Source organism: Vibrio sp. MA40-2 (assembly GCF_047302445.1).
GTDB lineage: Bacteria > Pseudomonadota > Gammaproteobacteria > Enterobacterales > Vibrionaceae > Vibrio.
Map to the genome: position 1 here is coordinate 1,338,010 of NZ_CP178627.1, position 23,857 is coordinate 1,361,866.

17 protein-coding genes are annotated in these 23,857 nt (G+C 39.3%); 9 read left to right on the forward strand and 8 right to left on the reverse strand.

The genetic code is table 11. The features are described from left to right. Positions 1 to 34 precede the first annotated feature (34 nt). Together ACLKML_RS05955 and ACLKML_RS05960 are read left to right on the forward strand one after the other, a co-directional pair. The gene (locus tag ACLKML_RS05955) at positions 35 to 979 is read left to right on the forward strand and encodes an esterase/lipase family protein (RefSeq protein ID WP_413282796.1); all 945 of its coding nucleotides are present in this window, start codon (positions 35 to 37) and stop codon (positions 977 to 979) included. A 26-nt stretch (positions 980 to 1,005) separates the two neighbouring features. Next, positions 1,006 to 1,440 carry an excinuclease gene (locus ACLKML_RS05960; RefSeq protein WP_413282797.1) on the forward strand — a complete coding sequence of 145 codons (435 nt, stop codon included), beginning with the start codon at positions 1,006 to 1,008 and terminating at the stop codon, positions 1,438 to 1,440. Between the two features lie 186 nt (positions 1,441 to 1,626). Here ACLKML_RS05960 and ACLKML_RS05965 read toward each other — a convergent pair whose 3' ends face one another. The 5 genes from ACLKML_RS05965 to ACLKML_RS05985 form a co-directional block, all read right to left on the reverse strand. Continuing rightward, a complete protein-coding gene (locus ACLKML_RS05965; protein ID WP_413282798.1) occupies positions 1,627 to 2,082 on the reverse strand; it encodes a hypothetical protein in 456 nt (151 codons plus the stop codon). 11 nt (positions 2,083 to 2,093) lie between these two features. Continuing rightward, positions 2,094 to 4,046: an alkyl/aryl-sulfatase gene (locus ACLKML_RS05970; RefSeq protein ID WP_413282799.1), complete on the reverse strand. Its 1,953-nt coding sequence runs from the start codon at positions 4,044 to 4,046 to the stop codon at positions 2,094 to 2,096. A 357-nt stretch (positions 4,047 to 4,403) separates the two neighbouring features. Next, positions 4,404 to 5,381, reverse strand: coding sequence for a diguanylate cyclase (locus ACLKML_RS05975; protein ID WP_413282800.1), 978 nt, complete (start codon positions 5,379 to 5,381; stop codon positions 4,404 to 4,406). Beyond that, positions 5,371 to 6,000, reverse strand: a complete 630-nt coding sequence (locus ACLKML_RS05980) for a hypothetical protein (protein ID WP_413282801.1) — start codon at positions 5,998 to 6,000, stop codon at positions 5,371 to 5,373. The genes ACLKML_RS05975 and ACLKML_RS05980 overlap by 11 nt, the downstream gene beginning before the upstream one ends. After that, the gene (locus tag ACLKML_RS05985) at positions 5,997 to 6,362 is read right to left on the reverse strand and encodes a response regulator (protein WP_413282802.1); all 366 of its coding nucleotides are present in this window, start codon (positions 6,360 to 6,362) and stop codon (positions 5,997 to 5,999) included. Before ACLKML_RS05985 ends, ACLKML_RS05980 begins: the two co-directional genes overlap by 4 nt. 242 nt (positions 6,363 to 6,604) lie before the next feature. Between ACLKML_RS05985 and ACLKML_RS05990 the strand changes: the two genes are divergently transcribed. Then, positions 6,605 to 7,537, forward strand: coding sequence for a DMT family transporter (locus tag ACLKML_RS05990; protein ID WP_413283731.1), 933 nt, complete (start codon positions 6,605 to 6,607; stop codon positions 7,535 to 7,537). 105 nt (positions 7,538 to 7,642) lie between these two features. Here the strand turns inward: ACLKML_RS05990 and ACLKML_RS05995 are convergent, their stop codons facing one another. Then, positions 7,643 to 8,566 carry a DUF368 domain-containing protein gene (locus ACLKML_RS05995; RefSeq protein ID WP_413282803.1) on the reverse strand — a complete coding sequence of 308 codons (924 nt, stop codon included), beginning with the start codon at positions 8,564 to 8,566 and terminating at the stop codon, positions 7,643 to 7,645. A gap of 390 nt (positions 8,567 to 8,956) precedes the next feature. Then, the gene (gene malT, locus ACLKML_RS06000; protein WP_413282804.1) at positions 8,957 to 11,665 is read right to left on the reverse strand and encodes an HTH-type transcriptional regulator MalT; all 2,709 of its coding nucleotides are present in this window, start codon (positions 11,663 to 11,665) and stop codon (positions 8,957 to 8,959) included. A 622-nt stretch (positions 11,666 to 12,287) separates the two neighbouring features. On the opposite strand from malT, the gene ACLKML_RS06005 reads away from it, so the two are divergent. From ACLKML_RS06005 to glgB, 3 genes are all read left to right on the forward strand, one after another. Then, on the forward strand, positions 12,288 to 14,741 hold the full coding sequence (locus ACLKML_RS06005; RefSeq protein ID WP_413282805.1) for a glycogen/starch/alpha-glucan phosphorylase: 2,454 nt from the start codon (positions 12,288 to 12,290) through the stop codon (positions 14,739 to 14,741). Between the two features lie 156 nt (positions 14,742 to 14,897). Continuing rightward, positions 14,898 to 17,075 carry a 4-alpha-glucanotransferase gene (gene malQ / locus ACLKML_RS06010; RefSeq protein ID WP_413282806.1) on the forward strand — a complete coding sequence of 726 codons (2,178 nt, stop codon included), beginning with the start codon at positions 14,898 to 14,900 and terminating at the stop codon, positions 17,073 to 17,075. A 343-nt stretch (positions 17,076 to 17,418) separates the two neighbouring features. Further along, the gene (gene glgB, locus ACLKML_RS06015; RefSeq protein WP_413282807.1) at positions 17,419 to 19,599 is read left to right on the forward strand and encodes a 1,4-alpha-glucan branching protein GlgB; all 2,181 of its coding nucleotides are present in this window, start codon (positions 17,419 to 17,421) and stop codon (positions 19,597 to 19,599) included. A gap of 168 nt (positions 19,600 to 19,767) precedes the next feature. Here the strand turns inward: glgB and ACLKML_RS06020 are convergent, their stop codons facing one another. Then, on the reverse strand, positions 19,768 to 20,727 hold the full coding sequence (locus ACLKML_RS06020; protein ID WP_413282808.1) for an AEC family transporter: 960 nt from the start codon (positions 20,725 to 20,727) through the stop codon (positions 19,768 to 19,770). 271 nt (positions 20,728 to 20,998) lie between these two features. Between ACLKML_RS06020 and ACLKML_RS06025 the strand changes: the two genes are divergently transcribed. From ACLKML_RS06025 to ACLKML_RS06035, 3 genes are all read left to right on the forward strand, one after another. Then, the gene (locus tag ACLKML_RS06025; protein WP_413282809.1) at positions 20,999 to 21,856 is read left to right on the forward strand and encodes an alpha/beta hydrolase; all 858 of its coding nucleotides are present in this window, start codon (positions 20,999 to 21,001) and stop codon (positions 21,854 to 21,856) included. Between the two features lie 212 nt (positions 21,857 to 22,068). Further along, on the forward strand, positions 22,069 to 23,268 hold the full coding sequence (locus tag ACLKML_RS06030) for an MFS transporter (RefSeq protein ID WP_413282810.1): 1,200 nt from the start codon (positions 22,069 to 22,071) through the stop codon (positions 23,266 to 23,268). After that, positions 23,265 to 23,816: a DUF1415 domain-containing protein gene (locus tag ACLKML_RS06035; RefSeq protein ID WP_413282811.1), complete on the forward strand. Its 552-nt coding sequence runs from the start codon at positions 23,265 to 23,267 to the stop codon at positions 23,814 to 23,816. Before ACLKML_RS06030 ends, ACLKML_RS06035 begins: the two co-directional genes overlap by 4 nt. Positions 23,817 to 23,857 lie beyond the last annotated feature (41 nt).

The following is a 23,857-nucleotide window of genomic DNA, read 5'->3' on the forward strand; positions in this document are numbered from 1 at the left end:
TGCATATTAACGTTTAAACCAAGGAAGGAAAAATATGTTTATTCGTACAAGGTTGAGTCTACGCTTTGTTGTATTGCTCATAACGTTAATTATCAAGAGTAGCCCAGTAGCAGCGAATGGTGAGATGGTCGACGTAACTTCGCTATTTAACCACCATCAAGTGAAACGATGTTCTAGCGATACTGGGCCACTATATTTATATCCAGATCAACCTTTAGTATTGGTGGTTCATGGTTGTCGCTCCTCTGCGGGGCAATTCAAGGCATTATCTGAGGTATACAATCACCTTGGAGAACAGACCGCCTGTTTTGAATATGATGACCGAGTTAGTTTAGAGACAGTATCAGGGGAGTTAGTTGATGCAATCAATGCATTAAGCCCAATTATTGGTGAAGAACGAATAGTGGTACTAGGTCATAGCCAAGGAGGCTTGATTGCTCGACGAGCTCATACTCAACGACGTTCGGATAATAAATCTCTAACGCACAAGAATATTGACTTAGTAACCATTTCTGCCCCTTTTAATGGGATTAATGCTTCTTCTCATTGCGGAATAGATTGGTTGCGGATTGCGTCTCTTGGTCTAGTTGATACTATTTGTTATTTAGTGACCGGCTCCAAATATCTTGAGATCCCTCCGCAGGCAGAATTTATTGAATTACCTGGCAAATTAGCTAAGCAAGTCCAATCGCACTTGGTTATTAAAACTGATGAGGTGGATACTTGTCGACAATATGAAGCCTCAGGAGAATGTTTAAAGGAAGATTATGTTTTTTCTCTTGATGAACAAAAACAAAATTTAGTTGGAATTAGTGAACCTATTATTGTTAAGGCGGGTCATGTTGAAATAGTTGGAAACGAAATGACTACACCATGGAAGCTTATTAATATTCTTCAAGAGCATGGATTGATGATGAACCCTGATGATGCTGAACTTGAACGGTTTACTCAAGTGGTAAATAAAATTTATCATAATTAAATATACAAACTTAAAGGGAAATAGTTATGTCAAAAAAACTGATAGTTTCAATTCTATTAGCAAGTGTTTTTTCAACATCTGCGTTAGCTCGTGATGATGTAAGTGATTATAACGTTGCTGAAGTTTTAGCTAGTGCTGATGGTAAATCTGTTTTAGGGGATAGCATTCAGTTCTATTTTGGTGAGCAAGCTCACTCAAAAATAGTGAATGATTTTGGCGAATTTAAAACTAACAAGAAAACTAATGCATTGAATAAGTCGGATGAAGAAGCGTGTGCATGGGTATTTTTATCGGCTATGAAAACGTTAAAAGAGCGAGCAGTAAAAGAAGGTGGAAATGCCGTAGTTAATATTAAATCTAACTACAAAAATAACCTGAGTTCAAGCGAAACAACTTTTAAATGCGGTGCAGGGACGTTTGTCGCTGGAGTAGCATTAACAGGTAAAGTTGTTCGCCTGTAGTATTTTGTGTTCTAGTAATGTGGCGACTAAACCTACTGACGTTGGACATACTATAATGACGCTCAGTTGCTAGTTAAACAAAAATTTTTAATGCATTATCGTTAACTAGCAACGTGTATACTCTAGAGCGAAAATTTATTGCAAAGTAACGTTAAAGAAACCATATAAGCACTGAGTGTTTGAAGGCTACTGGACCAATATCATGCCTAACTGTTGAGATTGTTGGTATGAGATTTTCTCTGAAATTACGTTGCTTAATGCAAACTCAGACGTTACCAATACCCGTTCATTATTCTCAGGCATAAGAGAGTGTACCTTTAATTCTCCAGACTCAGAGAAGCTGCTCCATAAATGACTATCTGCCAAATAAATATAACCATCCTGTGGTAAGTATTGTTTATTTTGTTTGACGAATAATTTTAGCCACCAAACTGCACGTTGAAGCCCTTGCGGGCCTTCTAGTACTTCAGGTTTATTTATATGTTGATTTAACACGGCTTTTTGCGTGGCAATTACGACATCAAGAGAGCCGGGATAACTTTCCATAAATGGATTAACAACTTGCCCTTCATAAGAGCAAGCCCAGCTAGGGTTTGCTCCGATAATCAAAAATGCAACTAACGTCGATTTTAATATCTTCATGTTAATTTCCTTTAAGGCGTGACAATGTTGAACCAGAACTCGAACGTATCTAACATGCCGATAAAGTCTTTAAATTTACTCGCATCGCCATCAATGATTATGTCGCCATTGGCAATAGCTTTTTCTAGCGTATTGGTACCAATTTGAATATCGTCCAGCGTTGCTTTAGACATCTTAAGGCTGACACTTGGTTCATCTGTTAGAACTTTAGAGTAATTTAATACCGAGTTTTCAATGTAGAGTGTGTATTGCTCATCTAAATCGGTGAAATCAATATTCATTGAAAACGCCATTCCAGCCGCTTTTTCTGGCAGGATTTTTACTGATAGATAGTCGAACAACATTTCAGGAGGCATATTTTTAATAATATCTGCTGAGGCGGTAGCGAGTCCACCTGACGCAGCAACACCGTTACGAAGTTCAAATGCGCCTTGTAAGTAGACAGAACGCCAAGGCCCTGATTCGGCTTGATAACCTAATTGCTCGTATGCATCCGCTAACAATTCTTTACCTTTGGTATTAGGGTTTGCAAATACCACATGTTTTAATACTTCAGCAACCCAACGGTAGTGACCTTGAGCGAAATCTTCTCTTGCTCGGTCTAACACGGCTTTTTCACCGCCCATATACTCTACGTATTTAATCGCAGCATTGGTGGGGGGTAGATTATTTAGATCAGAAGGGTTACCTGTGTACCATCCCATATAACGTTGATATACCGCTCGGCTATTGTGACGTAAAGTACCGTAGTAGCCTCGAGTTGCCCAGTTGTTTTCTAATTCAGGAGGGAGTGTGATAATTTCAGAAATCTCTTCACCTGTATATCCTTGGTTCATTAGACGTACTGATTGGTCGTGAGTAAACTTGTAAATATCACGTTGTTTTTTAAAATAAGTTATGATGTCTTGTTGACCCCAAAGTGGCCAGTGGTGACTTTGAAATTTAACTTCTACATCGTCCCCCCACATTTCTATTGTTTCATTCAAATAAGTCGACCATTTTAATGCATCTCGGACTTGGGCACCGCGAAGGGTTAGAATGTTATGCATGGTGTTAGTGGTGTTTTCTGCCATCCACAATGCTTTTTTGTCTGGGAACCACGTGTTCATTTCCGTTGGTGCTTCAGTTCCTGGGGTATATTGGAATATCATTTTAATTCCGTCTACTGTTCGCTCATCTCCAGTTTTGGTTATGGTATCTGTTGGAGCAATTAGCGTTGGCTCACCAGTTGATGTTGTTTGGCCTAGTCCTCCATTAATCCCACCAAATTCATTTCTTGGCAACATTGCGCCGTACATGTAGATTGCTCGACGACCCATTGCATTACCAGCAATGACATTTTCAGATACAGCATGTTCAACGAAGCCATTAGATGCAATAATTTGTACGTCACCAGAAAGAACATCTTTTTCGTCGATAAGTCCTCGAACACCACCGAAGTGATCTATGTGACTATGGCTATAGATTACCGCTTTGACAGGACGTTCACCGAGCTCTTGATTAACAAATTTTAACGCGGCGCTCGCGACTTCTTTAGTTATAAGTGGGTCGAAAACTATCCAACCTGTTTTACCTTCTATGAAGGTTATATTGGATAAATCATATCCACGTACTTGGTAAATTCCATCGGTTACTTTAAACAAACCGTTGATCATATTTAGTTGTGCATTTCGCCAAAGACTTGGGTTGACGCTATCTGGCGATTCTTTATCTAACGAGATGTATTGCTTGTAAGACTCTAAATCCCAAATGACATCACCATTGGCATTTTTAATTGTTACCGTATCTTGTGACGCGATAAGACCACGTTGAGCATCCTCAAAATCTTTTTTATCATTAAAAGGCAGTGAGGCGAATACTTCTTTATTGGCATCTATCGTTGCTTGTGTAGCGGGTTTCGCATCAATGGCCATAGCGTTAGCTGAAGTGGCTATTGTTATCAGGAAGGCAATACCTTTTCTCATATCCAGATCCTTGAATGAAATGACGGTCAATTGGTCAACCAGTGGTGGGTATCCATTAATTTATGCTGTGCTCTATGCATACTCAGTCAATTTGGTCATTGGTTAGCAACTCAAAATTGTGCTGAACGTTTACATAGTAGCAACATATTGATGGTTTTATATGCAACTAGTACGGGTATTTGATGATGTCGCATTTATAAGACGGATCATGTTGACAAAGTGTTGTTGAACGCAGATGAGAAAATTATATTTGTAATCGTGTATTCAGGGGCGAGTCGCTGTGTAATCGTTGATATTGCTACTAATATAATGTAGTGACACTAAATGTAGTGAATGGTTATTTACAAACTACGTGAGCTATTTATTAAGTGGATCGTTACGGTAACTGATGCATTGGTTACGACCGTTAACTTTTGCTTCATATAGAGCCATATCGGCTTCATTTAGTAGTTTTTCGTAATGATTTTTTTGATCACTAGATGAGCAACTTAATCCAGCACTGATTGAAATAAATAGTTCTGCAGAATCGTAATAAAATGGTTGGTCACAGATTTTTTTTCTCAGTTTTTCCGCCACTAACTTGGTTTGTTCAATATTGGTTTCGGGCAAAAAAATCGTAAACTCTTCTCCGCCATAACGACCAATAACATCTACCGAGCGTAGGGCGTCGACACACCGTTTAGAGACTTGTCTCAGTATTTCGTCTCCGCATAAATGCCCATTTTGGTCATTGATTTGTTTAAAATGATCAATGTCGAACATGATGACAGAAACGGTTCCACCATATCTGTCAATTCGTTCAACTTCATTAACAAAACGTTGTTCCCAATGAGTACGGCTTAAAAGTTGCGTGAGCCCATCAATGCTGCTAACTCGTTCTAATTCGGCATACGCTCTTTTGAGGCGCATAGTCGATATAGCGTTGTCGGTGACATCCTTAATGGTTATGCAAACATATTTCACTTTATTGTTTTCATCACAAATAGGAGTAAAGCAACAATTTTGGTACATATGGTCCAAACCACTAGTCACAGAACGACCATTAGAAAATTTGAACAAATATGGCCGCTGTTCCCATGAAGTATAAGATTGATGGTTGAGTAAAAAAACGCTGTTAATTTTTCGTTTAAACCAGGTACTCGATAATTCACTAAAATAATCTAAGATACTCGAACCAATAATCTCGCTTGCGGCAAAGTTACTGTGAATTTCCATAAACTGATTCCATAATTGAACAGTCAAGTTTTTATCCACAACAAAAACACCGCTATCTAGGCAGCCTAATACATTATCGGTATACGAAAATTGTTCGCTTGGCATAACGTTAGAGTTCATCAAGAAGCTTATTTAAGATAATTTGCAGATGTTTTATGGAACTATCAGGTAGCAGCAATAGTAGATCACATTGAAACGAATATTTTTCTACACGATATTCAATTTTGATGGAGAGTGCGTGATCCCAAGAAATTTCTTGTTTATTTAGTAAGCTGTCGACAGGAATAGATTGCCCAATCAGCGAGGGAGGCGTATGAAAAAAGTGTTCAGACAGCTGTTCTGCAATGCCATTCAAACATGCACCGTTAATGATATTTGAAATTTCTAACAGTGTTTCTTGTTCAAAAGAAGGGGTGATTTCTTCGTCAAAAGCCAACAGTTGTGCCAAATCACTAAAGCTTGTATTACTAAAAATGGTTAGTGATTCACCACTAAATTTGGATGTTGTTGCATGGGTGAAAAAACCTTGTCTAACCGCCGATATCTCACTTTCTGGGATTAATTTACGCAAAGCGGATGCTAAATCATTCGAATGAATCACTTCAATCGCAGGTATTGATAAGGTTACGTACTGCTCAAAAAGTACCGAAAGTGACTTTCCAGCTTGGCCCATGCCAATATTACAAATTTCTTGTAAATAATCGCGTTGGTCTTCCGTGAAATGTAAACTACTAATCATAATAAGTTATGTTTGTTCAGAACGTCGAGTATTGTTGTTGCCGAAGCCGGTTTTGTAATAAAGTCGAGAGCACCATTGGCTTCAACTCTTCGTTTTGCTTCTGCTTGAAGATCGGCAGATACGACAAATGTTTTAACTTGTATTCCTTCAGATTGCATGCGTATTAATACTTCAAAGCCATCTAATACTGGCATGGTCAAATCTAAAAATAATACGTCGAAACTACCTGCTTTGAGAGCATCGAGAGCTTCTTCTCCATTCGTCACCAAAGTGACATCACTTTGCCATGAATCAGGCAAGGCTTTTTTTAATTGCTTTCTCGCAATATTTGAATCATCACAAATTAGAACTGAAACCGTCATTTAAATCCTTCAATAGTCATTTCATGACATTACAATATGTTAGTGACAGAATACATTCTAAATTATGATTAGTCACATGATTAGTCTATAGGGAACTGTTTTTTTTTGTATCTGGTACAAATTTGACCTAATCTGGTTTGTTTTCCGACTATTAAGTAAGGAATTTAGGCTGAAATAAGGTACATTTTGTTTTTTGGTCGCCATACATTCTTTTTGGTACCGATATAATAATTGAGGACATGATGTCTAATAATCTGAAAGGGAGCCTGTTTATGATGTTTTCGATGGTGGCTTTTGCTATTGAAGACATGTTTATAAAAGCCGCGGCTAAAACTGTTCCTATTGGGGTCGTACTGGTTTTTTTTGGTGTCGGTGGAACGATATTATTTGTTTTACTCACGTGGAAAAATAAGCAAAAAGTGTTTCATCCTGCCATACTTTCTCGTCCAATCTTGATTCGCGCTAGCTGTGAAATTGTTGGTCGGCTTACTTTTGCTTTAGCGATTACCTTAACTGCATTATCAAGTGCTTCAGCTATATTACAAGCCACACCATTAGTGGTGGCGGTTGGAGCGGCGCTGTTTTTTAAAGAACACGTTGGTATAAAGCGTTGGATGGCGATTATTGTCGGTTTTGTCGGGGTCTTATTTATTATTCGACCCAGTGTTGATGGATTTGATGTTTTGTCGATATTTGCGGTTATCGCAACACTCGGCTTTGCTGGCAGAGATCTTGCCACACGAGCTGCTCCTATGGTGCTATCTAACTTACAGTTAGGTGTTTATGGTTTTTTTGTATTGATACCTGCAGGACTTAGTATAATGCTATATCAAGACGATCATTTTACCATTAACTTTTCAGCTGGTATGCAAATCGCTAGTGCTACAGTAATTGGAGTGATCGCTTACTATTCATTGACAATCGCCATGAGAACTGGAGATGTTTCAGTTGTGTCGCCCTTTCGCTACACACGGCTCGTGTTTGCTATCATCATTGGAATGACGGTTTTTGGCGAGACACCCGATTTAATGACCATTATAGGAAGTATGCTTATTGTGTTGAGTGGGGGGTATTTTTTGATACAACATCAAGATGTTGCCAATCGTCTAGCAGAAAAAGAATACGTAGAAGACGCAAATGTCGATAAGCAAGCAGTAAAAATTGACAGTAAGTAAATGATAGCGACAAGAAAAGTACCTTTCAGGTTAGAAAAGTGGAATTTTCTTGTCGTTCTAAAATGTCCGTTATCGTGTTAATCAGTGCACTATTTAACGTCGGTATTATTGAACTTTAGTTTGATTGGAATACTTCTCCAGTAGCAATACTCCACCTATGGCAATGAGTACCATGGCGATAGATAGCGCCAACTGATGTGGCTCTGACGTTAGTGTTTCATACTGAAAGGGCGTTAAATTGTGTTGGATCAGTGGTACTTGTTCACCGTGAGAGTTCATTCTCCAACTGATGGTCTCTTTCCAAGGCCAGATTTTTGGCAAAGTACCAATCATTAACCCGGTTAAAAACATTAAGGTTGAATCTCTAAATGATTTTAGTAACCAAGAAAGTAAATGAGAGAAAGTAAGCAAACCCAAGCCACAGCCACCTGCAAATAGCAAAAGTACATCGATTTGTATTGACTTGGCGGCGGTTAATATTGGCGCATACATGCCTAATAATAAAAGAATAAAGCTTCCTGAAATGCCCGGTAAAATCATAGCGCAGATTGCAATTGCTCCTGCGATAACAAAATTGAGCGTGGTCGGCTCCATTTCCAGAGGCTGTAATACCGTAATAACATAGGCTACGGCAATCCCAACAAGCAGGCAAAGTCCTCTAACGAAATCTCTATGCTTAATCTGTTTACCAATATGAACAACAGAAACAAGAATCAGACCAAAGAAAAATGACCAAAGAGGGATAGGATGAGTAATTAATAACCATGAAATTACTTTTGCTAAAGTCAGTATACTGGTAATAATGCCGCTAAAAAGACTGATTAAAAATAAGCCGTTTACATGAGTAAACACGGCTTTAAAGCCTTTCTCTTTCCACAAAGTAATTAGGGTTGGATTGATTCGTTGGATGCTTTGTAAAAGCGTGTCATATATGCCAGTGATAAAAGCAATGGTTCCGCCCGATACACCAGGTACAACATCTGCAGCCCCCATTGCGAGGCCTTTAATAAAAGTGATTAAGTAATTCATTGAGAAACGGTTTGATTAGTTAAGCGCTGAGTATACAAGAAATTGGTCAGCATAGAAAAGACTCAAATTAATAAATAATGCAACTGTTAGCATAGCAAATTGCGTCTAATTTGCAATTTGCAATTTGCATAATGCAATAAAAAAGTAAATATGGCTAAATAATAGCCGTATAGACGAAGAAATCGAATTATATAAGTTGGCATGTATGCTGCATTACTATAAATGACCCTTCTTAAAGCCGAGGGTCACCTAGCCAACTGACGTTGTTAGTGAATAAGCATTGTTCACACTATCTATTAACCAATCGCATTGTTTGCGGTTGGTTTTTTTTTGATTAAAATCTCTTTCAATATGGTCATATAGCTTGGCTTATTTTGATTCACATTATTTTCAATAATTCATCAAGTTAAGTAATTTTTCTGCAGTTTCAATTGCATTTTTTCGGTTAGTTATATTCAGTTTCTGATAGAGATTTCGAATGTGTGTTTTTATTGTGGTTCCTGCTACGTCGAGCTCTTGCGCAATTTGTTCATTGCTAAAACCAGAATAAATTAAACCAAGTACTTGCCACTCTCTTTGGGTTAAAGGGCTGGTTCTGACTAGCTCGGGAATATCGGGGTGATGGACTAATTTGTTTATAAACTCTTCATCAAAATGTACCGATCGATTACGCTGTTTAATGGCGATATCTTTTATAAGTTGTTGCGCCCGGTGTTTTTCTAATTCACCTAGCATCGCTTTGTTAACCAACGTTTGTAATAAATGATCAATCAGTGCGCCATCAATGAGAAAATCGCCAATTATCCCGGTTTGGTTGGTCATTTTTAACGCTTGCTCAAGCTTGTCACTGGCGAGTACTTCATTTTGTTTTTTAATGGCCAATATCGCCTCAATAATCAAGTTTCGATTAATGTCGGCAATTAAGTTTGCTTCTTGTGCTTGTAAGGAAAGAAAGCATAAGCTCGTTGCGGCATCATCGTAATGGCCGACATAGATCTGCGCTCTTATTATATTGCGCCATTGCAGCTGTAAAAAATGATTGTTAGCGTTTGTAGGTCGACTAGCTGAGGCTAACCATCGTTTTATTGATTCACTGTTATTACGTGCTTGCCAGTAAAGAATTAGTGAGAGAGACGCATTTGCTGTCCAATCTAGGTGATAGCTTGATTGTTCCAGTAATTGCTCTATTTTTGCAATAAATTTAGCGGCTTTGTCTAGTTCACCCCTGCCAACGGCTATTCGCGCTAACATTGAATAACTGTGTAGATGTTTGCTTTGGTCAGTGGCACCTAATACTTCAATGCCTTTATATGCATGCTGTTCTGCCTCGTCCAATCGATTCCAACACCATAAAATTTGGGCTCTCGATCGCAATGCAAATTCATGCAGTGGAAGTCGTTGCAATTTTTGATCTTCAATTAATTTGAAAGCATGATCTAGCATTTCAAATGCTGGCTGTACAAAACCTTGCGCGACTAGAATTTCACTTTGCTGCAAGATGGCCCATAAAGCTTGGTGATATAGCTGATGCTGGCGAGCTAACTTTTCAGTTTGTTGCATTAGAGGTAAAGCTCGATTAAGTTGACCAAAAACATGGTTAACCTCTCCAACAATTGACGTTGCCACAATACGGCTGCGGTATATCGTAGTATCTATTTGACTTAATGCTAGTTCCGCAAATTCTAGTGCTCGCTGAGGGTCATTTTTATTGATGGAGACTTGCGCAAGTAACGCATTGACTTGTCCTTGGTCTGAGGTGGTTAATGATATTTTTTGCTGTTTCATTTCAGCTAACGATTCGGTTAACATATCTTCTACTTCATCGTATCTATGTTGACTCTGGGACAACCACGCTCGCAATAGCGGCAACTTCATATTGCTGTATAGTAAATCATTATCAAGTGTATTTAGTGCATTATCGAGTACTTTTAGATCGCCTCGATTGAACATTTTCCAGCCCGAATCGGTAATTATTTTTCCTATAAGTGCGCTGTCTTGCGCTTTTTGGGCGTGAAAGAGAGCTTGATAAGGTACATCCAACTTTAGCCATGTTTTAGCCGCTGTTTGGTGTAATATGGCTTCTTCATTGGCGATATTGGTTTTTCTTTGATGGGTAAGAAATTCGGCAAATAAATGATGAAAACGGTACCAGTGTTGTTCTCCTTCTAAGTGATAAATAAATAAACCAAATCGATTTAAAGATTCGATCATAGCCAGTGAATCGGTTCGATCGGTGAGGTCGTTAACTAAGGTATCATTGAAGGTCTCTAAGATGGAGCAGCGCATCAAAAAGTTTTTGGTTTCTGAATCGAGTAAATCAAACACTTCTTCAACCAAGTAATCCCACAGATGAGCATGATTGAATTTTGCTACCGATTCAGCGGATTGTGCTAAGGTTTTTTGTTGGTGTTGGGCTTGTAACGCAATTAGTTGTAATGCTGAAGGCCAACCTTCTACATAAGATTGTAAATTGCACGCTGTTGTATCATCAATACCTTCGGAGATACGTTGATTAAAAAATCGCGTAGTTTCTTCTGTATCGAATGCTAGCAATTGATTGTCAATTTCTATCATCAAATCTCGAACTCGTAGATTGGCGGTACCTAAAGGAGGTGAACTTCTACTGGTAACCACCAGAGTCATATTATCCGGCATGTTTTTTATAAAGAAGCGCATCGCTTCGTGGATTTCGTCTGAATTTATAAGGTGATAGTCGTCGAGCGCGACATAAAATTCATCAAAAAAATCGGATAATTCTACAAATATTTCTTCAAATAATGTGATGAGCGAAGAGAACTGTCGTCTCTTCGCTAATGTTTCTGAAATGAGACATTTTCCATTGGTTGCTTTATTTATTGCATGAATAAAATAGTCTGCAAACCGGTAGGAGTCATTATCACTATCATCGATGCTAAACCAACCTACGGCACTTTTATCGGCAAGCCATTGAGTCGCCATGGTTGTCTTACCATAACCGGCGGGCGATCGAAAAAGAACCAGTTTATAAAAGGGGGCTTGTTGCAATAAATCGAGTACTCTTGGTCTCAAGATTGCGTTATGCAATCGACTCGGTCTAGTCAATTTCGATGGTATTAACATAATTCGTTTCAATAAGTGATTGTGTGACAGAGGAATAACTATCGTTGTATTTCATTATAACAATGTATGCTAAATAATTACGTTAGCATTTGTTAATCATAATTACCGATCCACAACGGCTTAAAGCTCATCCTACGTTAAGCATTGCCCTTGCGTACATGCCTATTCTCAAATATGTATGACACAGCGCATATTACTGATCATCTACGCCCCATAATTGAGTTACTCGTCACATAATGTTTAGGTGGGGGATGTAATTAGTAGGCTGACTTGTACATATTAGTGTCACTGAAACAATTCTGAGCTTTAATTATTTTGTGACCAGACCTATTCTTTTAACAGTATGTTGCTTTTCACAGTAAGCTGCTTTTAATAGTAAGTTGTTCGTAGGTTACTTTTAGTCTTCAAGGACTAATCGAGGTAAAGAGATGTACACGTGATCTTTGTCACTTGAATTTGCCTTATCGGCAGCAACAATGTGACTTTGATCTTTAAATGTGCGGGAGGTGAGTTTCTACGCCCTAGATACTCCTCCTCCTTCTCCTGATGAATGGGAGGATGTTCTGCTTAATGATTCGATGCAGGATAAGCAAAAGATGAATGAAAACTATGAGATATCGTTATGAAACCAACTCAACAAGCTAAATTCGATAAAGCCTCTTTTCAGGCTAATGTTAAGAAGCACTTAACCGCAACCTACGCTACAACAGTAGAGAATGCCGATTCGCGAGCATGGTATCTAGCGATGGGACGTGCTTTAGCAGAATTAACCACATTTGATTTGCTTGAAACAGAAAATGATCCAGCCATTAAAAATGCCAAAAGTGTTAACTACCTATCTCTGGAATTTTTAATTGGACGTTTGACCGGAAACAATTTAATCAGCATGGGTTTGTATAGCCAAATTACAGATGCAATGAACGAATTAGGTCAAAGCCTTTCTGATTTACTGGAAGAAGAACGAGATCCTTCATTAGGAAATGGCGGTTTAGGCCGTTTGGCTGCTTGTTTTATGGATTCTTGTGCAGCACAGGAATATCCGACCATTGGGTATGGACTGCATTATGAATATGGTCTATTTAAGCAATCTTTTGAACAAGGTCATCAAAAAGAAGCGCCGGATGCATGGCGTGGTGTAGAAGGCTACCCATGGGAAGTTGCTCGTCCGGAATATGCGCAGCAAATTGGTTTTTATGGCCATGTAGAATCTGAATATATTGATGGAGTTGAGAAGCGCCGTTGGGTTCCAGGAATGCAAGTGCAAGGTATGCCATGGGATTTACCTATCGTTGGTTATGAAAGTGATACAGTTTATCCATTACGCTTATGGGAATGTCGAGCTATTGCGCCGTTCTCATTAGAAAGTTTCAATAATGGGGACTACTTTGAAGCACAACATGCTCTTATAGATTCAGGCAATATTACAAAAGTACTTTACCCAAATGACAACCATGAAAAAGGCAAAACTCTTCGTTTAATGCAGCAATATTTTCATAGTGCGGCTTCTATCGCTGATATTCTTCGTCGTCACGATGCAGCAGGGCACGACATTATGGATTTGCCTAAATATGAAGCAATCCAACTTAACGACACGCATCCAACGATCTCTATTCCTGAGTTAATGCGTATCCTTATTGATGAGCGTGACCTTTCTTGGGAAGATGCATGGGCTATTTGTTCTAAAACGTTCGCCTATACTAATCATACTTTGTTACCAGAAGCGCTAGAAACGTGGAGTGAGTCTCTGATTCAACGTTTACTGCCGCGTCATATGGAGATAATTTATCAAATTAACCATTTATTCTTGATTGAAGTGCGAGCTAAGTGGCCGGGGGATGTAGATAAACAGCGTAAGCTTTCTATTATTCAAGAAGGTTTCCATCGTATGGTACGTATGGCCAATTTATGCGTAGTGGGTTCATACGCGGTCAATGGTGTAGCCGCTCTTCACTCTGAATTAGTGAAACGCGACTTATTCCCTGAATTTAATGAGTTATATCCAAACAAACTGCAAAATGTTACTAATGGCGTAACACCTCGTCGTTGGTTGAAGTTCTGTAACCCTGGTCTTTCTGATTTAATTTCGGACAAAATTGGTACCGACTGGCCTGCCGACCTCGATCAATTAACTCAAATCGCTAAATTTGCCGATGATAAAGAATTTCAACAACAATATATGGCGGTTAAGAAAGAAAACAAGCAGCGCCTTGCCGATTGGGTTAAAGACAATATGGCGATTGAGTTAGATACTAACGCTATTTTTGATGTGCAAATCAAACGTTTACATGAATATAAGCGTCAACATTTAAACTTGTTACATATCTTGTCGTTATATTATCGTCTACTTAATGACCCTTCGTTTGATATGGCGCCTCGTGTGGTGTTTTTTGCAGCCAAAGCCGCGCCGGGTTACCACTTGGCAAAAGAGATTATCTACGCAACTAATAAAGTGGCGGAAAAAATCAATAACGATGAGCGTGTTAATAACAAGCTTAAAGTGGTCTTTATTCCCGATTACCGTGTCAGCATGGCCGAAATAATTATTCCGGCAGCAGACGTGTCAGAACAGATCTCTACTGCAGGTAAAGAAGCGTCCGGTACCGGTAATATGAAGTTAGCGTTAAATGGTGCATTAACGATTGGCACAATGGATGGTGCTAATGTAGAAATCCGTGAAGAAGTGGGCGATGAAAATATTTATATATTTGGCCTGGATGTTGACGGTGTAGAAACACTGCGAGCGAGTGGGTATAACCCGTTTGACTACTACAATTCAGATTCATTGCTTAAAGCATCCATGGACTTATTATTGAGTGATGAGTTTACGCCAGGTCAACCTGGAAAATTGCGTGCAACATTTGATAGTTTGCTTGATGGTGGTGACCCATATTTATGTCTTGCAGATTTTGCTTCTTACGTGAAAGCACATGAAGATATGGATGCGCAATATCGAGATCAAGAAGGTTGGGCGCACAAAGCCATTCTTAATACTGCGTTAGTTGGTAAGTTCAGTTCAGACCGTTCTATTCGGGATTATGTGAACAACATATGGAAGTTAGAAACGGTTAAACGTTAATTTATGTGTAAGTAATGATTAAAGATAAGTTAGGGACAGGTGCCTTGGCTTATCTTAATTTACGTTACCTTACCTATTGTCAATAAATGACAATGCCAATAAGCGATAATGGCAATAAATGATAATAGAGATGCTCAGGCAGTTTCGGAGAAAATAATGCAACAACAATCAGCACTAAAAAAAGTGGCCGAGATGGCAAGGATCGCAGATAATTATATTAGTGCTTGGGGGGAACCAGCAACGGTTAAAGATGAAACGATTCGTCGTCTATTATCCGCCTTAGGCTATGACACATCTAGCGATGATAAGCTGCTCAAATCTGCTGAGAAAATTCATAAAAAACCAGTATTAGATTCTGTTCAGGTTGTCCGTGATAATGAACAACCTATCGAAGTGAGTTTGCATTTAGGTATTAGTGCTCGTGAAAGTGAGTTTAATTGGCGTTTGGAAACCGAGCAAGGTGACATTTTAGAAGGGTATCTACAGTCTCAAATAGTAAGAGATGATCGAGCTGAGGGCGGGGATTTAGTCTTTCAACTACCCAACTTAGCATGGGGCTATCATAAGCTTATTATCACTCGTAAGCGACGCAAGGCTCCTTATGAAATGATGCTTATAGTGACCCCTAAGTCGTGTTTTAAGCAGGAAAAAATAGAAGAAGGTAAAAAAATGTGGGGGCCAAGTGTTCAGCTTTATACACTTCGTACTCAACATAATTGGGGTATTGGTGATTTTGGTGATTTAAAACAGTTGGTCGCTGAAGTGGCTTCCCGTGGTGGTGATTTTGTGGGTTTAAACCCAATCCACTCTTTGTTTCCTGCTAACCCTGAAGGCGCCAGTCCTTATAGCCCATCTTCTCGTCGCTGGTTAAATTTGTTTTATATCGACGTTAGTTCGGTTCCCGAATTTGTGTTAAGTGCGCAAGCGCAGCAAAAGGTCGGTAGCTCCGAATTTCAATACAGATTACAAAGAGTTCGTGATGCTCATTGGGTAAATTATACCGAAGTCGCTGAACTTAAAATGAGCGTGTTGCCATTACTTTACGATGAATTTAAAACTCGCCACTTGCAGAACATGACTGATAGAGCGATTGAGTTTTTAGATTTTGTTGAACAAGGTGGTGACAGTTTATTGCATCAAGCTGCGTTTGACGCTATGCATACCACTTTTCATAAAGAAGATTCATCGATTTGGGGCTGGCCAGTTTTTCCAGAACAGTACCGTCGTTTTCAAAATCCTGCTGTCAAAAAATTTATCGAAGACAACCAAGATTTAGTGCAACTCTATCTCTATTTACAATGGGTAGCCGACAATCAGATAAATGAAGCTCAAGTTCTAGCAGAAGAAAAAGGCATGGCGATAGGGCTTTACCGCGATCTCGCTGTCGGTGTGGCAGATTCAGGTTCAGAAACATGGGCAGATGATAAGGTATTAGTTCATGGCGCGAGTATCGGTGCGCCGCCAGATATTTTAGGTCCATTAGGACAGAACTGGGGCTTACCACCGCTTAATCCGCTCGTTCTAAAACAGACCAATTATGATGCCTTTATTAAGTTGCTTCGTGCCAACATGAAACATTGTGGTTCTTTGCGAATTGATCATATTTTAGGGCTTTTACGTCTTTGGTTAATACCAAAAGGTGAAGGCGCGACGGAAGGCGCTTACATTTACTATCCTGTAGAAGATATGCTGGCTATTTTGGCATTAGAATCTCATCGCCATCAATGTTCTGTTATTGGTGAAGATCTTGGTACAGTACCTGATGAAATTGTTGATGTTCTTGCAGATGCAGGAGTGCACTCTTACAAAGTCTTTTTCTTTGAAGTGGCAGAAGACGGTGGTTACTATTCACCAAAACATTATGCAGAGCAATCGATGTCAGCATTATGTACCCATGATATGCCGACACTTCGTGGCTTTTGGCACTGTGATGATCTGAAAATGGGTAAAGAGCTAGGACTCTACCCAGATGAAAAGCAGTTGAAAATTCTTTTTGATAATAGATTACAGTGCAAACAAGAAATATTAAACAGTGTGGCTTGGCATGGTTTCCTGCCAGAATGTGTGGGTCGAGACGCAACCATGGTTCCTATGGATCAACATCTGAGTGAAGCGTTACAACTTCATCTCGCCGCCGGATCGTCTACGTTACTTAGTGTGCAACTAGAAGACTGGTTAGAAATGGATAAACCGGTCAATATTCCAGGAACAGTGGATGAATATCCCAACTGGCGACGTAAGCTTTCTATGAGCCTAGATGACATTTTTTCTCGTGAAGAAGTGAACCGGATTGCCAGAAGACTAACAGAAGTGAGGCAACAAGCGAAAAGATAGGGTAATTTCTATTACAAAATATCGGATAAGTCACTCCACATTTGCTAATAGTCCGATAGAATGAAAGGTAGCTAATACCCGCTCTTAGCGGGTATTTTTTGGTAAGTAGCCGTAGCTTATGGTCGTTAGCGCTTTCTCTATTTAAGTTTTCCTTATTTAGGGGATATTGCACGCTACTATTTATCTATGAGGCATTAGCTATTGAGGCATTAGCTATTGAGGCATTAGTTATTGATGCATAAGTTATTGAGATATTAGTGACTGAGACAATAGCGACTGGAATAGAAGCTGGTAGGATTAACTAAAGCGTGAAAATTAAAAAAATTTTATAGGGAGACGTCAGTTGAAAAAAACAGAGATTTCTAAAGAAGTACAAACGTTTGCTCTGCTTTCTAAAGCATCATTTTCCGACCCGTTTTCTTTTTTGGGGCCGTATCAACAAGACGAAGATATAGCCTTACGTGTTTGGCTCCCGGGTGCCAGAAAAGTTGAATTAGTGGTAGACAATGAACCTAGAGTCGAATTGGAGCGAATCAACGGCGATGGTTTCGAGCTAAAGCAAGCGAGAGATCTGAGGTTCACACATTATAAACTGGCTATCGACTGGGATGGTACTGAGCAAATCATGGATGATCCATATCAGTATCACGCTTTGTACCAAGAATTTGAAGAACTACATACTCCAATACAAATGTACCATCATATGGGGGCGCACTTTGTTGAAATGGAACGTGATGGTAAACAGATATGTGGTACTCGCTTTCTAGTTTATGCGCCACATGCTTCTGCTGTGAGTTTGATTGGTGGATTTAACCAATGGGATGGACGCCGTAATCCTATGCAAAAGTTAGATTACGGAATTTGGGGGATTTTTGTTCCTGATTTGCCAGAAGGCACCCAATATAAGTACGAAATTAAAGGTCCACATGGGGAAGGATTGCCACATAAAGCTGACCCATGGGGTTTTTATGCAGAGCAACATCCCTCTTTTGCTTCCATAACGTACAACCACGATCGTTATCAATGGCAAGATAAAGCATGGCAAGCAAGAGCAGTAACGGAAAAACGTAAGGAAGCCTTATCTTTTTATGAATTACATGTAGGATCATGGAAAAGAGATAAAGAAGGTAACTTTTTAACTTACCGTGAATTAGCGGCTGAGCTCGTACCTTATTTAAGTGATCTTGGCTACACCCACGTTGAACTGATGCCTATTTCAGAATATCCATTTTATGGTTCATGGGGCTATCAACCGGTTGGGCTATTTGCTCCAACTAGTCGTTTTGGTTCTCCAGATGATTTTAAATTCTTCGTGGACGCGTGCCATGAAGCCGGAATTGGCGTGGTATTAGACTGGGTTCCTGCACATTATCCTGCTGATAGCCATGGCTTGGCTAATTTTGATGGTACGCCTTTATATCATGATCCCGATCCTCGTCGAGGTTGGCACCAAGATTGGAACTCTTACATTTATGATGTAGGTAAAGAACATGTTCGTCGCTTTTTAGTGTCTAATGCGCTTTATTGGTTTGAGCAGTTCCACATTGACGGTATTCGAGTCGATGCGGTTGCGTCTATGTTGTATTTAGATTATTCACGTAGTCATGACCAATGGTTGCCAAACCAAGACGGTGGTAATGAAAATTATGATGCTATCGCAATGTTTAAATGGGTAAATGAAGAAGTTTACAAGCATTTCCCTAATGCCATGACTATTGCAGAAGAATCAACTGCTTTTCCGGGCGTTTCTGCGCCAACCTTTATGGGAGGCTTAGGCTTCGGCTTTAAATGGAATATGGGCTGGATGCACGATAGTTTATCTTATGTACAAGAAGATCCTGTCCATCGTAAATATCACCATAACACCATTACCTTTCCACTTATCTATGCGCACAGTGAAAATTATGTTTTGTCACTGTCTCATGATGAAGTGGTTTATGGTAAGCGTTCTATTCACAGTAAAATGCCTGGAGATGAGTGGCAGCAAACCGCTAACTTAAGAGCTTATTTAGGGTATATGTACGGTCAGCCAGGTAAGAAACTGAACTTCATGGGGACGGAGTTTGGTCAAACTGGCGAATGGAATCACGATGAACAGTTAGAGTGGTATTTACTTGAATATAAACGGCATCAAGGAGTACAAGCGCTTACTCGGGATTTAAATACGGTTTATCGCAATGAAATTGCACTGCATGAACAAGATTGTGATCCAAAAGGATTTGAGTGGCGTTTACAAGATGCCGATGATGCGAGTATTTTAGCTCATGAACGGATTAGTGAATCAGGAGAGCGAATCTTGGTTATAACCAACTTTACACCCGTTCCTCATGAAGCGTTTCGTTTAGGCGTGCCGAACCCAGGCAAATACACCTTGTTGATCAATACCGATGATGAAAAATATGCAGGTAGCGGTTTTAAAGTCGCTAAGACAATAAAAACAGAAAAAGTACCAAGTGAAGGGTTGGATCATTCTCTGAAAATGAGTTTACCGCCTTTGTCGACCTTGTATTATAAATTGACTTAAATGTAGATGACTTAAGTTTAGATAACAAAAATAGGGCCTGTTACTGGTAAAGTAACAGGCCCTATTTTTGTGTTATTGAAAGAGTGATCATCAAAATGACTCTTAACAAAGAGTGGCAATCAGTGGCGATTATTCGATTAACTACAATAGTTAGCCGATATTACTTGGTTACATCAGCCCTAAAGTAGAGAGAATAAATATACCTGCCGTACAACTCAATAAAGAGCCGACGGTGGTGAGGGCGATAATGTTGGCCGCTAAAGTGGCATTACCTCCTATAGCTCTTGCCATCACGTAGCTTGCGGCTGCTGTAGGTGCAGCGCTCATGAAAAAGATAATTCCTAATTCAATTCCTCTGAATCCAAGACTGATTGCGATTAAGGTAATAGCAACTGGCGCTAGAATGAGTTTATTAAATGTGGCAAACCAAGTTGAATTTTTATCGTGCTTGAGCGATTTAATATCCAGCGAACCGCCTGTACAAAGCAAGGCTAGAGGTAATGTCATACGAGCAAAATACTCACCGGCATCCGTTACCATTTCTGGTACTGGGATAGTTAAAGCATAAAAAATCATACCCAACATAATCGAAATAACTAATGGATTTTTAGTAATCGTCTTGACTATTACTCCAAGTGCTTTAAATCCGCTCCCTTTTTCTTGTTTCGGACTTAATGCGATAACGGCCAAAATATTATACAAAATAGTCATTGGTGCGACGTAAATTGCCGCCAATGCCACACCGGAGTCACCGTAAGCATTGGCAATATATGCTAAGCCGATAATGGCGGTATTAGCCCGGTAGCTTCCTTGAATCGATACACCGTTATCACTAGAGTTAGGAAACATTCGATTGGTAACGACAGTGATAAAAACAAAGAACACTAAATTGGCAGCAATACCATAGCCAATAAACGCAGTGCTATTGGAAAAGTCGTGTTCAGAACCAATGATGCTTAAAAAAAGCAGGGCAGGTAAGGTAACTTGGAAAACGAGTTTAGAGGCAACGTCAATAAACTCGTCATTGATAAGGCCTATACGTTTTAATATGACGCCTAATAGCAGCATTAAGCAGATTGGCCCTGTAATCGAGGCGGAAAATAGCAACTGGTCGATAAAATTGCCCATGAAGTTCCTTTTCTGGCAGTGAGTAAATAAACTAAATGAAGTTAATACTGTAAGTGAGTAAACAAAGTAATACGTTAATCGGATAAAAATTAACTTATAACGAAGACAACATGCCGACAAAAATGGGCATGTTGATGAGTATTGTGTCACATCAATTTAAAAATGAAAACTAATCAAAAAGTTGGTTATGTTTCAGCAATGTTACTACCACTTTTTATTTGAACTGATATAGTGCATTTAATCTAAAAATAGCATACTTAATGGGATAATCGTGAGCGAGAAAATATATTTTAATACCGCAGGAAAATTTAGCCTTAAAAAGCAGTTGGTTAACTTAGTTACTCGTTTACATCATTCCATTGCGCCAAAGCATGCTAAAAAAACAGCTAGGCAACTTCTTCTTACTCCAGTTAGAACTAAACCATTTAATACAGAGCCAGCAGGATTGCTTCATGGCCATATAGAAACATCGGAAGGACGCATAAAAACCTACTCATTAGGTAGTGGTCCGTTATGGATTTTGACTCATGGTTGGTCTGGTTCATCTAGCCAGTTTTACCCACTGATGGAACATATTGCCTCGAAAGGTTTTACCGCTTTTGCTTATGATCAACCAGCACATGGTAAAAGTGGCGGGGCTTATGGACACATTCCTGCGTTTGTTTTTTGTTTAGAACAAATATTAGATAGTGTCGAACAACAGGTCGTTGGTCTTGTTGGTCACAGTATGGGGACTGCATCGGCCCTAGAGTGTAAGCACAGCAAAATAGCTGACTGTCCGATGCTATTAATTGCGCCTGTTTTAGACTATCTGGATAATCTGTTTGATAGTATTGAACGTTCAGGCTATTCGCTTAAATTATTCAAAGAAGTGGTTGGGGAGGTTGAGTTGCAATACCATTACCCGATTCACGTAATCGATCCGTACCAGCATTTAATGCAACGTATTTCACCAACCATGATTGTGCATGATGAAGATGATAAATTTACTAAATTTACGGTTTCTCAACAGGCTGCTAAGCAGAGCGAAAATGTGTCTTTAGTTGCAACACAAGGGCAGGGGCATGGTAGGGTAATGAAATGTCAGCAAGTAATGGACAGCTTCGATCGATTAGCCAGTCAATTGTGATAAGAGTAACGTGTTAACGGTCATTATTTTGGTCGATTTCTATGAGCTGTAAGGTATTAACAACTCTGTGATATTAGGCAAACAATAACGATGAAAATTGTTCTATAAATAACTATGTAGCACGTAAGTTATTATTTATTATTTGCTACCGTTTCTCATTTATCGATGTTTCTAGTTCACGCATGTTTCACGTAAATAATAGATGACCTTGTATGATTGAATATGGTAGTGCCGCTTATAAAAAAGTCAGCTTTACGATGGCATTAGGTTCGTTTTTGATTTTTTGTAATCTTTATTTTTTTCAACCTATTCTTCCACAGTTGGCTAAAGAACTTGCCATTAGTGCCACTCAAGTAAATTGGATCTTTGCCTCCACTACATTAACCCTGTCGATATTTTTAGTTCCTTGGGCATTGGTGTCTGAATCGTTTGGTCGGAAAAAGGTGATGTTAATCGGTTTATTTTCCCCTCCGATTATCAACTTATTTATGCTGGCCGATTCGAGTTTTTATAGCATGGTCATTGCCAGAGCGTGCATGGGCATTTCTTTGGCTGCTTTTGCGTCTGTAGCCGTTGCTTATATGGCCGAGGAAATGTCTCCCGCAGCGCTTACTCAAGCGGTTGGTGGTTATATTGCCGCTAATTCTTTAGGCGGGATTACGGGACGAATTGTTGGTGGGGTTGTGACCGATTTCTTTAGTTGGCAAGTGGCCGCGATTATCATTTCGGTAGCAACGCTTATTGGCGGTGCCGTGGTTTTCAAAAACTTACCACAACAAAAATACTTTAAGCCACAACGTGGTGTGTTTTTTCACCATAACCGTCAATTAGTTCAACACCTCAAGAATAAAGAAGTCTGGTTTGCCATGTTGATTGGTGGTTTTAATTTCGCTCTGTTTGTTAATCTATTTTCTGTTATTGGTTTTCGGTTAGCAGATGAACCGTATAGCTTACCATCAAGCCTTACTTCTCTTACCTTTTTGTGTTATTTATCTGGAACGTTAAGCTCTCGATACAGTGGGCGCTGGGCGCAAAAATACCATTCTATTTCGGGTATGGTTCTTGGCACGATGATTACCGCAACCGGCATGTTTATCGCTTATCTTGACGACATTGGTACTATGTTAATCGGTTTGCTTTTGATTAGTAGTGGTGCTTTTTTTACGCATGCTTTAGCCTATGGTTGGGTCAGTCAAAAAGCGATCAGAGCCAAAGCAACGGCGACGGCTTTATACTTGGTGCATTATTATATTGGTGGTAGTTTAGGCGGCTTTATACTTATCTATTGTTGGCAAAATGGTGCATGGGAAGCGGTAATGGCTGGTGGAACCCTATTTTGCGTAATGATATTTATTCTGTGTTATTTACTTAAAACTCACGAGCTTGGTTCTGTAAAAAAGGAAAATTTGTGACCGATAATCAAATAATTGCTCAAACTCAACAATGGCTAGAACAGGTGGTTATAGGCCTTAATCTGTGCCCTTTTGCTCATAAGCCGAATATAAATAAGCAGATTAAAATAGCACTATCAAATGCTACGACAGAAGAAGCGTTACTGGAGTTTATTCTTCTACAGTTGAAGGAATTGGATAACACCGAGCCTAAAGAGCTTGAGACCACATTAGTTGTTGTGCCAAATATGCTCGAAGATTTTATGGACTATAATTTTTTTCTAGATTGGGTGGATGCGCTTTTAAAGCAAGAAAACTACCAGGGTATTTATCAAGTTGCTACTTTTCATCCTAATTATTGTTTTGGTGGAACCGAACCAGAAGACGATGAAAACTTAACCAATCGTTCTCCGTTTCCTATTTTGCATCTAATACGTGAAAAGAGCATGGAACGAGTGTTAAAACATTACCCTGACCCAGAATTGATACCAGAACGAAATATCGAACGAGTTCAATCTTTGACCAATGAAGAGAAGCAAAAACTCTATCCTTATTTGTTTAGCGGTTAATCTAGACCAGATAATCTATAATTTTCCACTACTAAACATTG